Origin of the sequence: Desulfuromonas sp. KJ2020, from assembly GCF_024197615.1 — a bacterium.
Lineage (GTDB): Bacteria > Desulfobacterota > Desulfuromonadia > Desulfuromonadales > SZUA-540 > SZUA-540.
The window spans coordinates 78,285-98,617 of the sequence record NZ_JAKUKE010000002.1 but is presented as its reverse complement, the minus strand read 5'-3'; the positions used below and the strand labels follow the sequence as shown (position 1 = coordinate 98,617).

General features: G+C 59.8%; 17 protein-coding genes, 1 tRNA gene and 1 other RNA gene. 13 read left to right on the top strand and 6 right to left on the bottom strand.

From position 1 onward, the window contains the following. Both MJO47_RS08105 and ssrS read right to left on the bottom strand, forming a co-directional pair. Positions 1-1,179 carry a TraB/GumN family protein gene (locus MJO47_RS08105; protein ID WP_253960637.1) on the bottom strand — a complete coding sequence of 393 codons (1,179 nt, stop codon included), beginning with the start codon at positions 1,177-1,179 and terminating at the stop codon, positions 1-3. Between the two features lie 58 nt (positions 1,180-1,237). After that, positions 1,238-1,418: non-coding RNA, 6S RNA (ssrS, locus tag MJO47_RS08100), on the bottom strand. 317 nt (positions 1,419-1,735) lie between these two features. On the opposite strand from ssrS, the gene MJO47_RS08095 reads away from it, so the two are divergent. The 13 genes from MJO47_RS08095 to MJO47_RS08035 all read left to right on the top strand — a co-directional run bounded on the left by MJO47_RS08095 (position 1,736) and on the right by MJO47_RS08035 (position 12,995). Next, positions 1,736-3,310, top strand: a complete 1,575-nt coding sequence (locus MJO47_RS08095; RefSeq protein ID WP_253960636.1) for an ATP-binding protein — start codon at positions 1,736-1,738, stop codon at positions 3,308-3,310. 326 nt (positions 3,311-3,636) lie between these two features. Beyond that, positions 3,637-3,975 carry a P-II family nitrogen regulator gene (locus tag MJO47_RS08090; RefSeq protein ID WP_253960635.1) on the top strand — a complete coding sequence of 113 codons (339 nt, stop codon included), beginning with the start codon at positions 3,637-3,639 and terminating at the stop codon, positions 3,973-3,975. A gap of 44 nt (positions 3,976-4,019) precedes the next feature. Continuing rightward, entirely contained in the window at positions 4,020-5,336 is a 1,317-nt protein-coding gene (locus MJO47_RS08085; RefSeq protein ID WP_253960634.1) for an ammonium transporter, read from the top strand. An 81-nt stretch (positions 5,337-5,417) separates the two neighbouring features. Continuing rightward, the gene (locus MJO47_RS08080; protein ID WP_253960633.1) at positions 5,418-6,146 is read left to right on the top strand and encodes a TorF family putative porin; all 729 of its coding nucleotides are present in this window, start codon (positions 5,418-5,420) and stop codon (positions 6,144-6,146) included. Positions 6,147-6,260: 114 nt separating this feature from the next. Beyond that, a tRNA-Arg gene (locus tag MJO47_RS08075) sits at positions 6,261-6,337 on the top strand. A 151-nt stretch (positions 6,338-6,488) separates the two neighbouring features. Continuing rightward, on the top strand, positions 6,489-7,010 hold the full coding sequence (locus MJO47_RS08070; RefSeq protein ID WP_253960632.1) for an O-acetyl-ADP-ribose deacetylase: 522 nt from the start codon (positions 6,489-6,491) through the stop codon (positions 7,008-7,010). 36 nt (positions 7,011-7,046) lie between these two features. Then, positions 7,047-8,288, top strand: coding sequence for an NAD(P)/FAD-dependent oxidoreductase (locus MJO47_RS08065; protein WP_256502485.1), 1,242 nt, complete (start codon positions 7,047-7,049; stop codon positions 8,286-8,288). Positions 8,289-8,401: 113 nt separating this feature from the next. Further along, positions 8,402-10,306, top strand: coding sequence for a molecular chaperone HtpG (htpG, locus tag MJO47_RS08060; protein ID WP_253960631.1), 1,905 nt, complete (start codon positions 8,402-8,404; stop codon positions 10,304-10,306). Positions 10,307-10,363: 57 nt separating this feature from the next. Then, positions 10,364-10,891 (top strand): hypothetical protein, encoded by a 528-nt coding sequence (locus tag MJO47_RS08055; protein ID WP_253960630.1) that lies wholly within the window; start codon positions 10,364-10,366, stop codon positions 10,889-10,891. A 60-nt stretch (positions 10,892-10,951) separates the two neighbouring features. Further along, positions 10,952-11,764: a patatin-like phospholipase family protein gene (locus MJO47_RS08050; protein ID WP_253960629.1), complete on the top strand. Its 813-nt coding sequence runs from the start codon at positions 10,952-10,954 to the stop codon at positions 11,762-11,764. Between the two features lie 17 nt (positions 11,765-11,781). Then, complete coding sequence (locus tag MJO47_RS08045) at positions 11,782-11,991, top strand: RNA-binding S4 domain-containing protein (protein WP_253960628.1); 210 nt, start codon at positions 11,782-11,784, stop codon at positions 11,989-11,991. A 25-nt stretch (positions 11,992-12,016) separates the two neighbouring features. Then, a complete protein-coding gene (gene dmpI / locus MJO47_RS08040; protein ID WP_253960627.1) occupies positions 12,017-12,205 on the top strand; it encodes a 4-oxalocrotonate tautomerase DmpI in 189 nt (62 codons plus the stop codon). Between the two features lie 55 nt (positions 12,206-12,260). After that, a complete protein-coding gene (locus MJO47_RS08035) occupies positions 12,261-12,995 on the top strand; it encodes an MBL fold metallo-hydrolase (protein WP_253960626.1) in 735 nt (244 codons plus the stop codon). A gap of 61 nt (positions 12,996-13,056) precedes the next feature. Here the strand turns inward: MJO47_RS08035 and ptsP are convergent, their stop codons facing one another. The 4 genes from ptsP to MJO47_RS08015 form a co-directional block, all read right to left on the bottom strand. After that, on the bottom strand, positions 13,057-15,411 hold the full coding sequence (gene ptsP, locus MJO47_RS08030; RefSeq protein ID WP_253960625.1) for a phosphoenolpyruvate--protein phosphotransferase: 2,355 nt from the start codon (positions 15,409-15,411) through the stop codon (positions 13,057-13,059). Positions 15,412-15,904: 493 nt separating this feature from the next. Continuing rightward, a complete protein-coding gene (locus MJO47_RS08025) occupies positions 15,905-18,202 on the bottom strand; it encodes a sigma 54-interacting transcriptional regulator (protein WP_253960624.1) in 2,298 nt (765 codons plus the stop codon). A gap of 119 nt (positions 18,203-18,321) precedes the next feature. Continuing rightward, the gene (locus MJO47_RS08020) at positions 18,322-19,323 is read right to left on the bottom strand and encodes an ABC transporter ATP-binding protein (protein WP_256502482.1); all 1,002 of its coding nucleotides are present in this window, start codon (positions 19,321-19,323) and stop codon (positions 18,322-18,324) included. Positions 19,324-19,325: 2 nt separating this feature from the next. Continuing rightward, positions 19,326-20,285: an ABC transporter ATP-binding protein gene (locus MJO47_RS08015; RefSeq protein WP_253960623.1), complete on the bottom strand. Its 960-nt coding sequence runs from the start codon at positions 20,283-20,285 to the stop codon at positions 19,326-19,328. Positions 20,286-20,333: the final 48 nt, after the last annotated feature.

Here is a 20,333-nt window from a genome sequence, read left to right as displayed (position 1 = left end):
CTAGAGAAGGTCCTTGAGCCAGCGAAAGGCCACTACCGTTCCGATAGCCGAGCCCAGGGAAGAGAAGAGGAAAACGAGCAACACACGGGTCATGCGATTGCTCCACCAGCCTCGCAGAGTGGCCAGGTCGTCGCTGGCCTGTTCCATGTCGCGAACCGACGGGGGCGCGACAAAAGCCTGTACCAGACCGGTGACGAAACCGGCGCCGATGGTGGGGTTGAGTGAAGTGATAGGGGCGGCCACGAAAGCCGCCAGTACCGTCAGCGGATGCCCCAGCGCCAGCAAGGCGCCCAAAGAGGCCAGCAGGCCGTTGGCCAGCACCCAGGCCAGGGCGGCTCCCGCTATCCTTTCCCGGTCACCAAAAAAAAAGCCGACGACAAACAGCCCCGCCACAATGAGGGGAATGAGCCAGGGCACGAATTTCGAGAACCCTGACTTGGCAGGAATGGTGGAGATTTCCTTTATGTCCTGGGCTGGCGTATCGTCGTCCTTCAGATGGCGGATGATTCCGGGCAGGTGGGCGGCTCCGACCACGGCGACAATCTTTTCGCCGGGAGCCTGGCGGATGTGGTGAGCCATGTAGGTGTCGCGTTCGTCGACCAGAATGGTCTTCACCGAAGGGAGCACGGTGGCCATCTCATCGAGCATGGCCGAAAGGGTATCGGTCTGGCGCAGGCGGGCCAATTCCTCTTCATCCAGCTTCTGGTTGTCGAAGAGGCTGGCCAGCATCGTGCTCACCAACTGCATTTTCTTCCATAAGCCTGTTTTCCTCCAGGCGCGCAGCAGCGTGGTGCGGATTTCCCTATCCACCAGGCGCACCGTCAAACCCTTTTCTTCAGCCAAAGATGCCGCCTCGGCCAGTTCGGCGCCAGGCTTGACCCCGGTTTGCAATCCCATGCGCTTCTGAAAGGAGGCCAGCACCAGGTTGGCCAGCAGAAAAGGTCCCTGGCCTTTTTTCAGGACCTGAATCAGATTCAAGGAATGCCAGCGGTTGGGGTCTTTAAGCGATTGATAGCGTTGGGAATCGAGTTCGACGCAGACAGTATCGGGGGCTTGCTCTTCAATGACCCGGCGGACGGTTTCAACCGATTCCTGGGAGATATGGGCGGTTCCGACAAGAAGGATCTCCTTGCCGTCCACCTGGATGACGGTGGTATCGGAGGCAGCGTTTTCAGACATGGGCACCTGCGGTTGGAGGAAAAGAAAAAGCGCCTGGCTCTGCCGGCGCTTTATGATGTGGCTCTCCACTCCGTCCGTGGATCGTTCGGCCTCTCAGCGAGTACCGACGAAGTGGGCTTTCTTGTAGGCACATCAGGCGTCCCATTCAAAGATGGGCTGGCTCACCGCGCCCCTGAAGAAATCCCGATAAAACGTTATTCCGCCTGGGCGTTCTGACCTCACCTGACGGGCAGAGAGCACACAATCATTTGGCTCTCAGTATAGAAAAAAGAATTCCGCCAAACAAGGAAAAAGTTTTTTAAATGATCAATTCAGCCTGACTTGGGCCTGCCACCCCGTTGCCGGACGGAATGCCGAGGCAGGGATTCCGTCTTTCGTTGCCTAAGGAAGCGTCATTCGGGGATGAAAAACCGGGCAGATTGGGGGGGCGGATGGCAAGCGTCCGTTGCAAGTGCCTGTTTTTGTGTTCTAGTGGAAAGGCAGCTTCGCTGGCATGTCTTGTGCGTAACCAGGTTGGACAGCGTCCCAGCATCTCATCCTAGACGGGGTATCAAATATGGCATCCAGAAGTGGCGTACAGCAGGAAAAGTTGATGAAAGCTCTGGTGGATATCGGGCAGGAACTGACCTCCACCCTGGAACTTGACGAGCTTCTCGATCGGCTGCTGCGCATTTCTCGTGAAATTTTCTGCTACCAGAACGCGATCATCCGGCTGGTTGATTTCGAGCGGGGTGTCCTCGAAACCGTGGCGTCCTACGGCTACACAGCAGAGGCCATCAGTCAGCAGATTCATCTCGGTCAGGGCGTCATGGGCAAGGCGGCCCTGCAGGGTAAGCCGGTGCTGGTTGAAGATGTCCGGGAGCTGCCATCGTATATCCCCGGCATCTCGGGGGCCCGGAGTGAACTGGCGGCGCCCATGCTGGTCAAGGACAAGGTCATCGGTGTTTTCAGCGTCGAGAGTCATCGTCCCGGGGCCTTCACCGAGGAGGATATTGGTCCCCTCATGACGGTGGCCAGCTTTGCGGCAATTGCCATCGACAACGCCCGGCTCTATGCTCGCCTGAAAGAAATGTCCGGCCGCTACCAGAACCTGCACCAGTTCAATTGGCGTATTCTCCAGAGCGTCAACCTTGGGATATACACTGTTGATGAGCACAAAAGCATCACCTCGTGGAACCGCCGGATGGAAGAGATGAGCGGCTTGTCGGCGGAGCAGGCTATGGGGCAGGATGTCTTCAAACTTTTTCCCTCCCTCGAAGAAGAAGGGTTCGGTTCGCGGCTTCGTCGCGTGCTGCGAAGAGGAGAGCCTGAGCGCTTACGCCTGATTCATCGTAACCAGGCTGGACAGCTGCGGGTTCAGAAGAGACGGCTGGCCCCCCTGAAGGAAGGTGAGCGTACCGTGGGGGTGGTGGTGATTGTCGAGGATATCACCGAGTTCAAACGCCTGCTCGACCAGACGATTCAGTCCGAAAAGCTGGCCGAAATCGGGCGACTCACGGCCGGTATCGCCCATGAAATCAACAATCCACTTGCGGTCCTGTCTTATGCAGCCCAGCTTCTTCGGCGAGAGGAGGGACTGTCGCCCTTTCAGCGGGAAATGGTGGAAAGAGTCGAGAGCGAAGTGGAACGGCTGGCCGCTCTCACCGGCAGCCTTCTCTCTTTTTCCAGCGACCGCGATACGCGCCTGCGGCAGGTGGACGTCAACGAAGTAGTGCAGGATGTCCTGCGTTTGATGCGCCACGAGATGCAGCGTCAGATGATCCGCCTGGACGAATCCTACGGTGAACTGACGCTGATTCAGGCGGACCCCAACAAGCTCAAACAGGTGCTGATCAACCTGGTCATGAATGCGGTGCAGGCCATGGAGGGCGTCGGGACTTTGACCATCACGACCCGGATGCACGGGGAGGATGAAGTGGAGATTCTTGTCCAGGATACAGGGCCCGGCATCCCCCCATCGGTGCAGGAACGCATCTTCGAGCCTTTTTTTACCACGAAGAAAGAGGGGGAAGGCTCCGGGCTCGGCCTTTACATCTGCCGCAATATTCTGCTGGAGCACAAAGGACGCCTGGCCGTTGCAAGCGAGCCGGGTCAGGGGACAACCTTTACCGTGACGCTTCCCTCTCGCTAGGGACTCGGCTGCTGCTGATTATTTAAGCCCACCCTTTTAATCTGCTTTTATTTTGTGCAGTTTGTCGGAAGATAACAGGCCGTCAGCCGCCAATGGCGGGGAAAAATAGCTTGGCACGCTCCCTGCTATATAGAAACTCAGAATGCATCCGCAGGCTCTCAACGCTGTCGGGGACGTTTAAGGACATCACAGGGATCTCGAACAACGACGTTCAGGAGATCTTTTCAAGGGCAAAGGCGCCCTTTCTTTTGCGGCCAACTGCGGTGGCAAAAGGGAGGGCGCCTTTTAATTTTACGCATTGTCACCTCGAAAGGAGCACATCGGGCATGAAAAAGATCGAATGTATTATCAAGCCTTTCAAACTCGAAGACGTCAAGAGCGCCCTGTCGGATCTGGGTATTTCCGGTATGACGGTCAGTGAGGTCAGGGGCTTCGGCCGGCAGAAGGGGCATACGGAGCTCTACCGTGGCGCCGAATACCAGATTGATTTTATTCCCAAGGTGAAGATCGAACTGGTGATTGCCTCCGAACAGGTTGCACCCGTGGTTGATGCCGTCCAGCGGGCCGCGGCCACCGGGCGCATAGGGGATGGTAAAATTTTTGTTCTCGATGTGGAAGAGTCCATCCGGATTCGAACCGGGGAAACCGGAGTCGACTCCCTGTAAAAAACATGACGCCAACACGAATATTTCCAACAGGAGACTTTGCCATGAAAAAACAGATTCTATTGATAGCGGCTGCGCTGGTTGGGGGAATGCCAGCACTGGCTTTGGCCGAAGAAGCCCCCGTCACCGAAATAGCCTACATCCTCAATACCTTCTCCTTTCTCATCAGCGGCGTGCTGGTGATGTGGATGGCCGCCGGCTTCGCCATGCTGGAAGCGGGTCTGGTGCGCACCAAGAACGTAGCCACCATCTGTCTGAAGAATATCTCCCTCTTCGGCATCGCCGGCATCCTCTTTTACCTGATGGGCTACAATCTCATGTACGCCGGGGTCGACGGCGGCTGGATCGGCAGCTTCGGTCCATGGGGTGCTGACGACGCCGCTGCTTTAGCCGGCGACTACTCGGCCGGCTACGCCGCCGGTTCCGACTGGTTCTTTCAGATGGTGTTCTGCGGCGCCGCCTGTTCGGTCGTTTCGGGCTGCGTGGCCGAGCGCATCAAGCTCTGGTCTTTCCTGGTTTTCTGCGCGGTTCTTACCGGCCTCATCTATCCCATCCAGGGCTCCTGGGTCTGGGGCGGCGGCTGGTTGGCTGAAATGGGTTTCTCGGACTATGCCGGCTCGACGCTGGTTCACTCCGTCGGCGGCTGGGCCGCCCTGACCGGGGCCATCATCCTCGGGGCTCGTAAAGGCAAGTATCGCGCCGATGGCAGCATCAATCCCATCCCCGGTTCCAACCTGACTCTGGCCACCCTGGGTACCTTCATCCTCTGGATGGGATGGTTTGGCTTCAACGGCGGCTCCGCCCTGGCACTGGGCTCGGCCGGCTCGGCCATCGAGCAGTCCAACGTCTACATCAACACCAATCTGGCGGCCGCCGCCGGCATGATTGCCGCCATGCTTATGGTTCAGGTGCTTTACAAGAAGGTCGACCTGACCATGGCTCTCAACGGCGCGCTGGCGGGTCTGGTCAGCATTACCGCCGGCCCGGCGACTCCTTCTCCCGGTCTGGCCCTGCTCATCGGCGGCGTCGGCGGCATTCTGGTGGTGCTGGCGGTACCTTTCTTCGACAAGTTCAAGATCGATGACGTGGTCGGTGCCCTCTCGGTTCACCTGGTCGGCGGCATCTGGGGAACCCTGGCGGTACCCATCTCCAACAGTGAAACAAGTTTTCTGACCCAGTTGATCGGTGTAGCCGCCATCGGGGCCTTCGTGGTAATCGCCAGTACCATCGTCTGGCTGCTCATCAAATTCACCATCGGTCTGCGGGTCTCGGAAGAAGAAGAACATCAGGGTTGTGACCAGGCCGAACTGGGTCTGGAGGCCTATCCTGAGTTCGGTCGCGGTTCCCAGATGCTTCGCTGAAATCAAGTTAAGGATATTGACTGAGGTTCCGGGAGGTGATCTCCCGGAACCACCCCACCCCACACAAAGGAGCACCCCATCATGAAGAAGTTGGCAATCGGAATGTTTATGAGCATGGCTGTCGTCTTTTCAACCTTTTCTGTCGCCACGGCCGCTATCGAAGTGGAAGGTGACGCGTATGTCGGAGTCGCCGACAAGTATCTGTGGCGCGGCTGGAATCTCAGCGGCAGCAAGGCCGTGCTGCAGGGCGGGGTCGATGTCAGCGCCAATGGTTTTACTCTCAGCTACTGGAGCAATATCCAGCTGAACTCCGATGCCGACTGGCGCTCGGGTGAAGCGACGGAAACCGACACCACCCTCGACTACTCCTTCGATATTAACGAGCTGCTCTCCATGAGCGTCGGCCACATCTTCTATGCCCTGGACAATATCAATGATACGGCGGAATTCTACGTGGGCGCCGGACTCAACACCCTGCTGTCACCCGCCCTGACCGTTTACTGGGATTACGACGAAGCCGATGACAATGGTCTCTTTTTCGCCGCCAGCATCGGTCACGATTTTGCGCTCACGGATGAACTGGGTCTGAGCCTCGGTGCCCTGGTCAGCTACAATGACGGCAGCGACTATTCCACGGGCGACTACAGCGATTGGCACAACTATGAGCTCAGCGCCGGACTCAGTTATGCCCTGAGCGACCAAGTCAGTCTGGATGCCTCCACTCTGTTCTCTGAAGGGATCAGTGATGAAGCCAGGGCGAATCTGGACAGCGAGATGGTCAGCAGCCTGAGCGTGACCTTCGCCTTTTAAGCAGCCGCAGGTCCTGTCCTGCGTGTCTCCTGATGATGGCCGCCCCCCTTTTATGAGGGGGCGGCATTTTTTTTGGTTGGACAATCCTTGTGCTTTTTGGCACAGTTAGACCACGCGTCGCTAGCTCAGCTGGATAGAGCATCTGACTTCGGATCAGAGGGTCGGGGGTTCGAATCCTCCGCGGCGCGCCACGGATAACAAGGCCTCGGCACCCGGTTGTGCTGGGGCCTTTGCCGTCTTGCCTCTCCAGGATTTCCTGATTTCGGTTTGTCCGCAAATGAGGTAGTATTAAAATTCGTTTTACCATCGAACACCTGCAGGGCGAAGAACAGGAGGCGACGGATGAAAAAATCGTCCATGAACGTGGTACAGGGGGATATTACCCGGCTGGAGGTTGACGCCATTGTCAACGCGGCCAATTCCTCTCTGCTCGGGGGCGGGGGCGTCGATGGCGCCATTCATCGCGCCGCCGGGCCGCAGCTGCTGGAGGAATGCCGCACCCTCGGCGGCTGTCCGACGGGGGAGGCGCGTATCACCGGCGGCTATCGGCTGCCGGCTCGCTACGTGATTCATACAGTTGGCCCCGTCTGGCATGGCGGCGACCGGGGGGAGGACGAGCTGCTGGCCGCCTGCTACCGCAACAGCCTGCGTCTGGCCGAGGAGAAGGGCTTGACTTCGGTGGCCTTCCCGGCCATCAGTACGGGGGTTTACCGCTTCCCCATCGAACGCGCCAGCCGCATTGCCGTGGAGACGGTGCGGCAGAGTCTGGCCGCGGCGCGGACGGTGCGCCAGGTGTATTTCGTCTGTTTTTCGGCGGCCGATGCCGTCATCTATGAAGGCCTGCTGGCGAAGCAGGATTCCTGAATTCAATTACGCCCTGTCAGGCAGAAAACGTCTTTCATGAAATCCTATGATGTCATCGTTATCGGCGCCGGCGCCGCCGGTATGTTCGCTGCCGGCTTTGCTGCCCTGAAAGGGGCCAAGGTCCTGCTGCTGGAAAAAAACCGGCGCTGCGGCGCCAAGATCCTCATCACCGGCAAAGGGCGTTGCAACTTGACCAACAGCGAGGCCGACCCACGTAAATTCATCGCGCCCTTCGGCAAAAATGGCAAGGCTTTGCTCACCGCTCTCTATGCCTTTGGCGTGGCGGACGTGATGCGATTTTTCGAAGAGCGGGGGGTGCCGCTGAAAGTTGAGCGGGGCGGGCGCGTCTTTCCCGCGCAGGGGGATGCTGGCGACGTGAACCGGGTGCTGGAGAAGTTTGTGGCCGAGGCCGGCGTCGAGTTGCTGACGGGCTGCGAGGTCAAAGACCTCGCCATGGAGGGCGACCGCCTCGGCGCCGTGCAAACCTCAAGGGGCCGTTTTGCCGCCGACCGCTTTATCGTCGCTACCGGCGGGCTCTCTTACCCCGAAACCGGTTGCACGGGTGACGGCTACGATTGGGCCGCCCGCTGCGGTCACCGGGTGGTCACACCTGAGCCCGCTCTGGTGGCCGTCCGGCTACGGGAGGCGTGGACGGCGGAGGTGATGGACTTCAACCTCAAAAACGTCAGAATTACCGCCTGCCTGGATGGCAAGCCCTTCGAGGAGCGTTTTGGTGAGGCTTTTTTTACCCGTGGCGGCATCGGCGGCCCCATCGTCCTCGACATGAGCAGCGCCATCCGGGATGCCCTGAAAAAGGGGGAGGTGACCCTGAACCTCGACCTGAAACCCGCCGTCGACGCACAAACTTTCGACGGCCGTCTGCAGCGCGAACTGGCCGAGCACAGCAACCGGGATTTCGGCAACAGCCTCGGCGCTCTGTTGCCCAGGGACATGATCCCGCTCTTTCTGCGCCTCAGCGGCATCGATCCCCAAAAAAAATGCCACAGCATAACCCGGCAGGAGCGTCAGACTCTACTGGGGCTTTTCAAGGCCTTGACTCTGCACGTCAGCGGCTGCGAAGGCTTTGCCAAAGCCATTATCACGGCCGGGGGGGTGTCGCTTGGCGATATCGACATGCGCACCATGCGTTCGAAAAAGGTGCCCAATCTTTTCTTTGCCGGCGAAGTGATCGACCTGCACGCCCCGACCGGCGGCTATAACCTGCAGGAATGCTGGTCGACGGGCTTTCTGGCCGGCACCAGCGCCGCCGCCGACTGAGCCGAGCCGCCCTGTTCCGCTGAAAAAAGTCGGCCGGGTTGACATCCGACCTCCAGGTGCTTATCTTCTGTGCGTTAACCGGAATGCCAAAAATATCAGGAGGTACGCGAACCATGACGTCCAACAAGCATGAATTCAAGGCCGAGGTGAACAAGATCCTCGACCTGATGATCCACTCTCTTTATTCCCATCGGGAAATTTTCCTGCGCGAACTCATCTCCAACGCTTCCGATGCGATCGACAAGGCCCGCTACGAAGCCCTCACTGACGCCTCCCTGGCCGAAGGGGGCGAGGGCTGGAAGATTCAGCTCATCCCCGACAAAGAGGCCGGCACCCTCACCGTACGTGATAATGGCATTGGTATGACCCGCGACGAGGCGGTGGAGGCTCTGGGCACCATCGCTCACTCGGGTACCAAGGAGTTCATGAAGCTGCTGGAAAGCCGCGAGGTCAAGGATAACCCCGAGCTCATCGGCCAGTTCGGCGTCGGCTTCTATTCGGCCTTCATGGTGGCCGACAAGGTCACCGTGATGACCCGCAAGGCCGGCACCGACCCCGCCCACGCCGTCAAGTGGGAGTCCAATGCTGACGGCACCTACACCCTTGATGATGCCCAGAAGGCAACCAAGGGCACAGATGTCATCCTCAGTCTCAAGGAAGACGCCCGGGAATATCTGGAAGAGTGGGAGCTGCGCAAGATCGTCAAGCAGTACTCGGACTTCATCGAGTATCCGGTGGTCATGGACGTGACCCGTTCCCAGCCCGATCCCGACGACAAGGAGAAGACCGTCAGCGAGACAAAGGAAGAGACCCTCAACTCGCGCAAGGCGATCTGGCTCAAGGACAAGACCGATATCAGCACCGAGGAGTACAACGAGTTCTACAAGCACATCTCCCACGATTTCACCGACCCGGCCCGGGTGATTCACTACCGCGCCGAGGGGACCACGGAGTTTTCGGCCCTGCTCTATCTGCCGAGCAAGCGCCCCTTCGACATCTTCTACCAGGATTACAAGGTCGGCCCGACCCTCTATGTGCGCCGGGTGCAGATCATGGATCACTGCGAGGCGATGCTCCCCACCTACCTGCGTTTCGTCAAGGGGGTGGTGGAGTCCTCCGACCTGCCCCTCAATGTCAGCCGTGAGATTCTGCAGGACAACCGAATCGTCACCGTTATCAAAAAGAGCCTGACCAAGAAGGTGCTCGACACTCTGGCGGAGATGAAAAAAGAGGATATCAAGGCCTACGAGCAGTTCTACGAGCAGTTCGGTCGCATCCTCAAGGAAGGCATCCATCACGATTTCGAGCGCCGCGAGACCATCGCCGATCTGCTGCTCTTCGAATCGACCAAGACCGAACCCGGTCAGAAGATCACCTTGGCCGAATACGTCGAGCGTATGCCCGCCGACCAGAAAGAGATTTACTACATTACCGGTGCCGACCGCGCCAGCGCCGAAGCCTCGCCCTATCTGGAAGTCTTCAAGGAGAAGGGGATCGAGGTGCTCATCATGACCGACGACTTCGATGACATCATCATCTCCGGTCTCGGCGCCTATAAGGAAAAAGAATTCCAGTCGGCCATCAAGGGAGATCTCGACCTGGGCGACAGCCAGAAGGAAGAGAAGAAAAAAGAGTACGGCGACCTGCTTGAACTCATGAAGGAAGAGCTCAAGGACCTGGTCTCGGAAGTGCGTATCTCCGGTCGCCTCAAGGATTCGGCCGTCTGCCTGGTGGCTGGCGAGCACGATCTCGATCCGAAGATGGTCAAGATGTTTGAGGCCATGGGGCAGGAAGTCCCCAAAGGCCAGCGGGTGCTGGAAGTCAATCCCGGCCACGAGCTGATTGCCCGCATGAAACAGCTCTTTGCCGCCGACCGCAGTAGTGCCCAGCTCAAGGAGTACGTGGGGCTGCTCTACGATCAAGCCCTGTTGCTCGAAGGGGACAAGCCCCGCGATCCCGTCGCTTTTGCGCGGGCTCTGTCGAAACTCATGGCCGAAGGGGTCAGCGCCGGCGAATAAGCGAAGGCCGCCTCGGCCCCGCCGGGACCGGGGCGGCCTTCCGAAAAGGGAGAGAATATGGGACGGCTGGCGTTGTTCACCTTGGCGTTATTGTGGTGCGTGCAGGTGCCCGCCGTAGGGCAGGCTGCCACGGATGACGAGTTGGCCCGCGAGATTCGCCAGCTTGCTGAAGCGGTCCGCCAACTCGGAGACAGCCTGCAGGCGCAGCAGGAATCCCTCAGCGAACAGCTGATGCTGCAGAAGTTGAATGTGGCCATCAATTACTTGAACTTTCGTTCCCGCCGCATCGAAGTGCTGGAAAGGGACCTGCAGGGTATTAAGTCACAGAAGCAGAGGCTTGAGGACGTTCTGCTCCAGTTGGAGCAGAAGGATGAACTGCTCGAAGCGGAAGCCCGGACCGGTATCGACAGAAGAACGTCCGACATGAGGCAGTCGCGCGAAGAGCTCGCCCTGCAGCGCAGTATGTTGAAACAGCGTGTCGAGCGGATCGAAAGCGAAATCATTGAGATGGAGACGCGCATCTACGCCTTGCAGGGCCAGATTGACAGTGTGGAGAGCTTCGTTGAAAAATATCTGAAAATTTAATGCCGGTTCTTTTTCCAAGGGCAGCCTCAGTCCCTGGTTTTCCCCTGTGAGTATTCCTGCATGATCTCTGCATTGCGCCATCTTGGCCGCCGTTTTACCCGCCGGCGCGGCCCGGATTCAGTAGCCCTGGCCTTAAGCGGTGGGGCGGTGCTCGGTGCCGCCCACATCGGCGTGCTCAAAGCTCTGGAAGAACGTCAGGTTCCTGTGTCGCGCCTGGCCGGCACCAGTATCGGCGCTTTTGTGGCGGCCCTCTACGCCTTCGGCAAGACTCCGGACGAGATCGCCGATATTGTCATCGATCTGGACTGGCTCGATATCAGCCGCTTCACCCTGTCGCGCTTCGGCCTGCTTTCCAACAGCGAAATGGGCAAGAACATCACTGATGTGCTGGGCGAGGTGCGCATCGAGGACGCCCCTATCCCCCTTTCCATGATTGCCACCGATCTTTCCAGCGGCGAGATGGTCGTGCTGGAGCAGGGGGACGTTGCTACGGCCGTCATGGCCAGTGCCTGTCTGCCAGGGATCTTCATCCCCGTCGAAATGGGCGAGAGGCTCCTCTGTGACGGCGGCCTGGTGGAGAACCTGCCCGTTTCGCCACTGCTGAAAGCTAACGCTGGCTATGTCATTGGCGTCGATCTCAACGCCCGTCGCCGCTACCAGCGCCCCAATGACATTATCGACCTGATGGTCAATGTTGTGGATATCTCCATCGACCATGCCAGCCGCGTCCAGGCCAAAAAGGTCGACCTGCTCATTACGCCGGAGCTGGGCACCTTCAGTCGTACGGACACCAGCCGCATCGCTGAACTGATCGACCATGGCTATAAAACGGCCGTCAAAGCCCTTGACGCGGCGGGACTGAAAGGCCCCTGAGTGTGGAAAGGAAATCGATGGAAGAGTTTGCCCTGCAGGGACATGAATTCGTGGAGCTCAGTAATCTTCTGAAGGTCATGGGGCTGTGCCACAGTGGCGGGTCGGCCAAAATGGCCATCGCCGCAGGGCTGGTTCAGGTCGACGGTCAGGTGGAGCTGCGAAAACGGTGTAAAATACGTAAGGGGCAGGTCGTGGCCTATGAAGGCCTGCAAGTCGTCATCGTGTGAAATAGCCACAGACAAGGAGGACATTATGCCTATCATCACCCTGGAAGGACCGCCTATCGCCAAACCGGAGGTCCGGCGTGTGTTCGTCGAGGAACTGACCGCATCGGCGGCTAAAGCTTATGGACTGCCCAAAGAGAAAATCATTGTGCTGATCAGGGAAAATGCCCCCGAGCAGGTCGCCGTTGGCGGTGTTCTTCTCGCCGATCGCCAATAAGGCGTCTGGAAGCTCAGGCCACAGAAACCGTTTCAGGAAGGAAAGGAGGGCTGGTATGCTGCGAGGAATTCTGACCACGTTTTGTCTTGCTATGACCGTTACGGCCGCCGGGGCGACGGAATCTCTGAAAACCGATGTCCTGACCACCTCATCCGGCAATTTGGAGATTACCTTCGTTGGCCACGGCTCCCTGATGCTGACCTATGGCGGCCGGGTCATTCATGTGGACCCCTACAGCATCCTGGCCGACTACACCCGGTTGCCGAAAGCCGATCTGATTCTGGTCACCCATGAGCATCGTGATCACCTGGATGCTGAAGCCATACGGGCTGTTCGTCAAAAGGGTACCCGCCTGATCTACACCGAAACCTGCGCCGGACAGTTGCTCGGTGGGGAAGTGGTGAAGAACGGCGACACGACTATGTTCGACGGGGTCCGCATCGAAGCGGTGCCGGCCTATAATCTGGTTCACAAAAGAGATAACGGCCAGCCTTATCACCCCCGGGGGGTGGGCAACGGCTATGTGCTGACCTTCGACAACCTCAGGGTGTACATCGCGGGCGATACGGAAAACATTCCGGAGATGCAGGCGCTCAAAGGGGTGGACATCGCCTTTCTGCCCATGAATCTCCCTTATACCATGACGCCTGAGATGGTCGCGGCGGCGGCCCGCTCGTTCCGGCCGGCGATCCTCTATCCTTACCACTTTGGCGACACGGATACGACGCAACTGGTCGAGCTGCTCAAGGACGACCAGGATATCGAGGTGCGCGTGCGTCCCATGAAATGAAATTGTTTGTTGGTTTCAGCAGGATAGCAACGAAAAAGGCCGGGCAATTGCCCGGCCTTTCTTATGGGGTCACGCTATCCGTCTTTTCGATTTTCTGCAGGGTCTCCATCAGCAGGACGCGGATCTGGTCGCTGGTGGACAGGCCTAACGCCTTGCGGACGGCTTTGCGCGCCACCTCGTCGGGCAGGTCGCGCAGAAAAGCCTTGGTGCGCGGGATGAAGGGGGCGGCCATGGAGAATTCCTGAATCCCCAGGCCAACCAGGGCCAGCAGGTTCACCGGGTCCGAAGCCATCTCGCCGCAGACACAAACGTCGATCCCTGCCTTCAGCGCCACATCGGTGACGTCCTTGAGTACGCGCAGAATGGCCGGATGCAGAGGGTCGTAGTAGCGGTTGACCAGGGGGTTGTTGCGATCGGCCGCCAGCATGTACTGGATGAGGTCGTTGGTCCCCATGGCGAAAAAATCAACCTCGCGGGCCAGCTGTTCCGCGATGGTCACGGCCGCCGGCACCTCGATCATGATTCCCAGGGGGACATTGCGGGCGTAGGCGATCCCTTCCCGGTCGAGGTTGGCCCGGGCCTGAGCCATCACCTTCTTGCAGGCCCGCACTTCGTCGAGGGTCGATATCATGGGCAAGAGCAATTTGACCGATCCATGCACGCCCGCCATCAGGATGGCCTCGATCTGCGTGCAGAAAATATCCTGATTTTCGAGGGAGACCCGCACCGAGCGCCAGCCCATGAAGGGATTGTCTTCCTTGGGGGGGCTGAAGTAGGGCAGGGCCTTGTCGCCGCCAATATCCAGGGTGCGGATCGTGACGGACTGGCCAGGAAAGCCTTCGACCACCCGGCGGTAAAGCTGGTACTGATCTTCGCGGTCGGGGAAGTTGCCGCGGGTCATGTAGGGGAATTCGGTGCGGTAGAGGCCTACCCCTTCGGCGCCGTTGCGCTGGGCAATGCTGACGTCGCTGACCAGGCCGATGTTGGCGCGCAGGATGATGCGCGTCCCGTCGGCCGTCTGGGCCGGGAAGTCACGGAATTCCTCCAGTCGGTGCAGCTCCCGGCTGCTGTCTTCCTCCAGGCGGCGATACTCCTCGCGCACATGCTGGGGCGGGTCGATGTATAGACAGCCGGAGTTGGCGTCCAGAATGATCTGGTTTTCCGGGGTGACTTCCCGAAGCAAGCCCTTGACGCCGACCAGGGCGGGGATGCCCATGGATTTGGCCATAATGGCAGCGTGGCTGTTGCGTTCGCCAGCCTCGGTGGCTATGCCCAGAATGTATTCGGCCTCCAGCATGGCCATGTCGGAAGGCAGGATTTCGCGGGCGACCAGGATGCCCGGCTCTTTGAACTGGGGCAGGTGGTCTTCCTGGCCGGCCAGGTTCGCGGCCAGGCGACGGCCGATATCCTTCATGTCGGCGGCCCGCTCACGCAGGTAGGGGTCCTCCATGCGCTCAAAGGCTTCGATGTACTCGCCGACAATTTTTTTCAGGGAGTAGGCGGCGCCGTGCCCCTGCTTGATCTCGTCGTGCAGGCGCTCCAGAAAGCCGCGGTCTTCAAGAATCATCAGATGGGTGTGAAAAATGGCCGCCGCACTCTCCGACAGGCGCTCGGCCATGCGTTTTTCCAGGAAAATGGTCTGGATGCGGGTTTTCTCGAAAGCGCTGTCAAGCCGCGCGATCTCCTCCTCCACCTGGGCCTGTCCCTCATCGCCAAGATCGGCCAAGCCCAGCCCCGAGTCGAGGATGTGGGCGGGCCCGGAGACGACGCCGGGATAGGCTGTTGTCCCCCGCAGGGCAGCGCTGCGCGATCCTTCCCGGTTCGATTCGGGCGAGATCAGAGGTTTGCGGCTCTCTTCAAGCTGACGGATAAAACGGCTGGTTTCTTCTTCTTTGCGGCGGATGGAGTCGAGGAGATTCGCGTTGATGACGATGGAACTGATCTGGAAGGCAATGGTGGAGAGAGCGCTGATCTCCTGGGGGGTGAACTGGCGGGTCTCCTTGGTCTGGATGACGATGACCCCCAAGGGGCTCTTGCGGTCGAAGAGGGGGATGCCGAGAAAGGAATGATAGCGCTCTTCGCCGGTTTCCTTGAAATAACGATAACGCGGGTGGGACTGGGGTTCCTGGATGGCGACGGCGTGGCGGCTTTCGGCGGCCATGCCTGTCAGACCCTCGCCGATCTGCAGAGTGACCTTTCCCACCGCTCTGCGCGAGAGCCCCTTGGTCGCCCGCAGGCGCAAGGTCAAGCCATCGTCATCGAGCAGGTAGATAGAGCAGACCTCCGACTTCATGCGGCGGGCCACCAGGGTGACAATATTTTTCAGGGTCTCATCGAGGTCATGGGACTGCAGGATGAGAGTGCTGATGTCCTCCAGGGTGGTTACCCCCAGGCGTTCTTTGCCGGGTCTGGTCATATCGCGGTCCATGGGTGGCGGAATTGCTTGAAATGAACATCACGGGAACAAAAACAACAACATGATAACAGCTGGTTTGAACTTCGCCATCGAAAAAATGCAATGAGTTGATGCAAGATCGAATCCGGTGACGGGGTGATGCGGGCGTCTTTTTAATGAGTATGTGGGCGGCCTGCATAAAAAAAGCGCCGCCCAGGGGAGAGAGGGCCCGGGCGACGCCAAAGGGGGCAGTGGTGTGTCGTGGTGAAATCTGCCTTTATCCCCAAATATTAGTCATCGACTTAGTAAGCAATCGCCGTGCCAATTCTTGATAGTAGGGTTTTGCCTCAATTTGGGGAGGGCGGGTGGATATTGTGAGAGGCCTGTGTGCCGAATGTGGCACAGGTGGGTGATAGGCAAGTAGGTGAAAAGAGCTGGGAGGGCTAAAAATGGCCTCTCGCCCCATGTGTCAATGGTGACATGGCGTGTGGCGGAAAGGTGTGCCAGGTCTGACTCAGGTGCCGGCGTTTTGCTGGAAGTCGCTCCCTTTGAGGCCATAACGGTCCAGTAGCCGATAAAACGTACGTCTGGGAATGCCGGCGGCCCGTGCCGCCGCCGAGACATTGCCGCCAGCTTCTTTCAGGTAGTTTTTGATGAGTCCCTTTTCTACGTGTGAGAGATGTTTGTCGCGCTGCCGTCGAAATGATGCTTCTGTCCCCGGGCCGTCGTCTGCCGGTGTTTTCAGGGCGAGCTCGGCAAAGATGACAGGGAGGTTTTCCAGTCGGATGACCTGATCCTGGGAGAGTACCGCCGCCCGCTCGATAATGTTCTGCAGTTCACGAATGTTGCCGGGCCAGGCGTACTGGCGCATGGCGTCGATGGCCCTGTCTTCGATGGCGACGATCGGTTTGTTCAGGCGGGTGCTGGCCCGTCGCAGAAAATGGCTCACCAGGTGTTCCAGGGACTGGAGGCGGTTACGCAGGGGTGGCATGGTGATGGTGAAGACGTTCAGGCGGTAGAAAAGATCCTCCCGGAACCAGCCTTCGCGGATGCCGTTCTCCAGGTTCTTGTTGGTGGCGGCGATGAGCCGCACGTCGACCTTGATGGAGGCGTTGCCGCCGACGGGTCGGATCTCGCCGCTGTCGAGGACGCGCAGGAGCTCGGCCTGCACCTTGGGGGTGATGTCGCCGATCTCGTCCAGGAAGATGGTGCCGCCGCCAGCTGCTTCAAACAGGCCTTTCTTGTCGGCGGTGGCGCCGGTGAAGGCTCCTTTGCGGTGACCGAAGAGTTCGCTCTCCAGCAGACTGTCGGTCAGGGTGGTGCAGTTGACCGTGACCAGCGGCTTGTCGGCCCGGTGACTGTGGGCGTGGATGGCACGGGCGGTGAGTTCCTTGCCGGTGCCGCTTTCGCCCCGGATAAGGACTGTGGTCGGCGTGGGACCGACCTGGCGGATGAGCTTGAGGACATCCAGGGTGTGGGTGTCATCGCCGATAATAGAGGCTTCACCGTATTCCTGACTCAGGGCGCGCTGGGCCAGCTCGTACTTCTGAGCGAGGTTGTAGCGGTCTTCCTCCAGGCGCTTGAGGGAATAGGGGAGGCACATGTCCTCTTCAGCCAGCCCCTGAAAGACGGCGACGGCGTGTTCCCGGCAGGTTGGGTAGCCGCAGGCACCGCAGTCGAGTTCATCCCGCTCGACGAACTTGTTGGTCGCCTGTAGAATTTTGCGGATGCTCTCGCCGCTGGGGGGCGGCAGACGCCGAAATTTATTCTTGAAAGATCGTCGCAGGTCCGGCAGTTTGCCCCCCTCCACATAGGCGGGAGAGGTGAGGGTCTGGGCCTTGGCGTCGTGACTCTGGAAATAATTGATGATCAGGTTGCGCTTGGAAAAATTGGTCAGGCGGTTGTTTTTGCCGGGCCCGCCGATGCAGCCGCCGTTGCAGAAACGGATGTCGACCCACTTGGGGGTGATGCGCCTGGCCGCCAGGTCCTTGACCAGCTCCAAGGCACTCTCTTCGCCACCGGCGGAGATGAAGTCGGGATTGAGAAAGTCGTTGGGTACGTCAAAGGCCTGAAAGGGGCCGCCGGCAATGCCGAAGAGCCGGCCTGTCCCCGGCAGTAAACCATCGAAGGGGGAGTCCCCCAGTCTGGGCAGATCGACGGGGTGGCTCTTGAGCATCTGGTTGAGCTCCTGGTAGGTGAGCACCACGTCGATAGCTCCGGCGACCTGTTCCGATTCGATTTCGAATTTTCCCGCAATGCACGAGCTGATATAGACGACCCGGGTCTGCGCCCCCCGGCGCCCCTTGATAAAGCGACCAATGGCCACCATGGGGGAGACGATCCCCATCAGGTTGCGAACCAGCTGCGGATAGTGCCGTTCAATCAGATCGACGATGGTGGGGCAGTGACTGGAAATCAGCGGATCGCTCCCCGGCTGGCCGATCAGGCGGGCGTATTCGGCGCGGATGAGTTCGACCCCGGCCGAGCCCTCGTGCACTTCGCTGAAACCGAGCCGTTTGAGGCCGGTCGCCAACTGGCCGGGGCGCACATCGTGAAAGAAGGCGGGAAACGAGCAGCCAAGCACGGCCACGACCGGATCCTTGCCGGCCAGCAGCCGCAGGGTCTCTTCCATGCAGTCGCTGATAATCTTAGCCTGCTGGGAGCACACTTTGATGCATTTGCCGCAGCCGATGCAGCGGTCGTGGATAACCTCGGCGTATTCCTGTTTGACCTTGATGGCCTTCACCGGGCAGTTGCGCACGCAGGCATAGCATTTGCGGCAGCGTTCCTTGACGGTAATGATCGGACCCATGCAGACTCCAGGCACTCGGGGAAGATTGAGGGGTGAGCCGCACTTGGTGCGGCAATGGGGCGATTGTGCCAGCGGTGGCACGGTGAGTCAACGGAAATATGGGAGGATGCGGTATACGTTCAAGGTGTGGAGAGCAGGCGCCGGTGGCGACCGACCTCGCCACTGAAGTGACAGGCGGCCAGGTGTCCCTGACCCTGGTCGGCCAGCGGCGGCACGCTGGTGTGGCAGAGGTCGCGGGCATAGGGACAGCGGGGATGAAAGGGGCAGCCCGCCGGGGGCTGGATCGCCGAGGGAATCTCCCCCTGCAAAAGGTAGCGGTGGCCGCGCGAGGCGGGGTCGGGGATGGGGACGGCATTAAGCAGGGCTTCGCTGTAGGGATGACGGGGAGAGCGATAGAGGGCCGCGGCCGGTGCCAGTTCAACAAGGCGTCCTAGGTACATGACCGCCACCCGGTCGCTGATGTGCTCGATGACCGAGAGGTCGTGGGCGATGAACAGGGTGGTGAGGCCGAATTCCTTCTGCACATCCTGCAGCAGGTTGATGACCTGGGCCTGGATGGAGAGGTCGAGGGCCGAGACCGGCTCGTCGGCGATGATGAGGCTGGGGCTTACCGCCAGGGCGCGGGCGATGCCGATGCGCTGGCGCTGGCCGCCGGAAAACTCGTGGGGGTAGCGGTAATAGTGCTCCTGCGACAGACCGACGGTGTCGAGCAGCCGCATGACCTCATCCTTGATGGCACTCCCCTTGGCCAGCCCGTGAATCTGCAGGGGTTCGCCGATAATGTCGCCGATGCGCATGCGGGGATTGAGGGACGAGTAGGGATCCTGGAAAATCATCTGCAGCTGCCGCCGCAAAGGGCGCATGCCGGACCGGGAGCGCTTCAAGATGTTTTCGCCTTTGAACAGGACTTCGCCGGTGTCCGCTTCAAGCAGGCGCAGGATGAGCTTGCCCGTTGTCGATTTGCCCGAGCCCGATTCGCCCACCAGGCCGAGCGTTTCTCCCGGCATCAGCGCAAAGGAGACGCCGTCGACGGCCTTGAGGCTGAGCCGTTTGCCGCTTAAAGGGCCGGCGGCGACCGGAAAGGTTTTGCTCAGGTTGCGGACTTCCAGCAGGGGGTCCATGATCAGCAGCTCCAGCAGCGCACGAAATGACCGAGTTCGACTTCCCGCAAGGGCGGCAGTTTGCCGCGCTGCGGCGCAAAGGGGGCGGGGCAGCGGTCGAGATAGGAGCTGCCCGGAGGCAGATCGGTACCGACGGGCACCTGGCTGTCGATAGGGACCAGCCGGTCCTTTTTGTGCCCAAGGCGGGGGATGCAGGCCAGCAGACCCTGGGTGTAGGGGTGGCGTGGCCGGCTGAAAATGATCTCGACGGCGGCCTGCTCCATGATCAATCCAGAATTCATAATGGCGACACGATCGGCTGACTCGGCCACGACGCCGAGGTCGTGGGTGATGAGCAGGGTGGCCATGCCGCGCTCCTGTTTGAGCGAGTCGAGCAGGGCCATGATCTGGGCCTGGATGGTGACGTCGAGGGCGGTGGTCGGCTCGTCGGCGATGAGCAGCTTGGGATCGCAGGCCAGGGCCATAGCGATAACCACGCGCTGGCGCATACCGCCGGAGAGCTGATGGGGATATTCGTGGACGCGCTGGCGGGCCGAGGGGATGCCGACCTGATCGAGAAGATCGACGGCCGCGTCGAGGGCCGCCCTGCGGTCGAGGCCCTTGTGCAGGCGCAAGACTTCGCCAATCTGCTCGCCGATGCGGAAGACGGGATTGAGAGAGGTCATCGGCTCCTGGAAGATCATGGCGATATCATTGCCGCGGATGCGCCGCATCTCCTCGGGGAGCAGGCGGCGCAGATCCTGTCCCTCAAAGAGGATTTCGCCTTCGACGATACGCCCCGGTTCGGGCACCAGACGCAGCAGGGAGAGGGCCGTGATCGACTTGCCGCAGCCCGACTCGCCCACCAGGGCCAGGGTCTCGCCGGCGTCCACGGTGAATTCCAGTCCGCGCACGGCCTTGACCAGGGCGTCGCGGGTGGGAAAATAGGTCATGAGGTTGCGGACTTCAAGCAGCGGCGGCATGGGATTCCTCAGGTTGGCAAAACTGGCAACAATCTACACACAATTGCC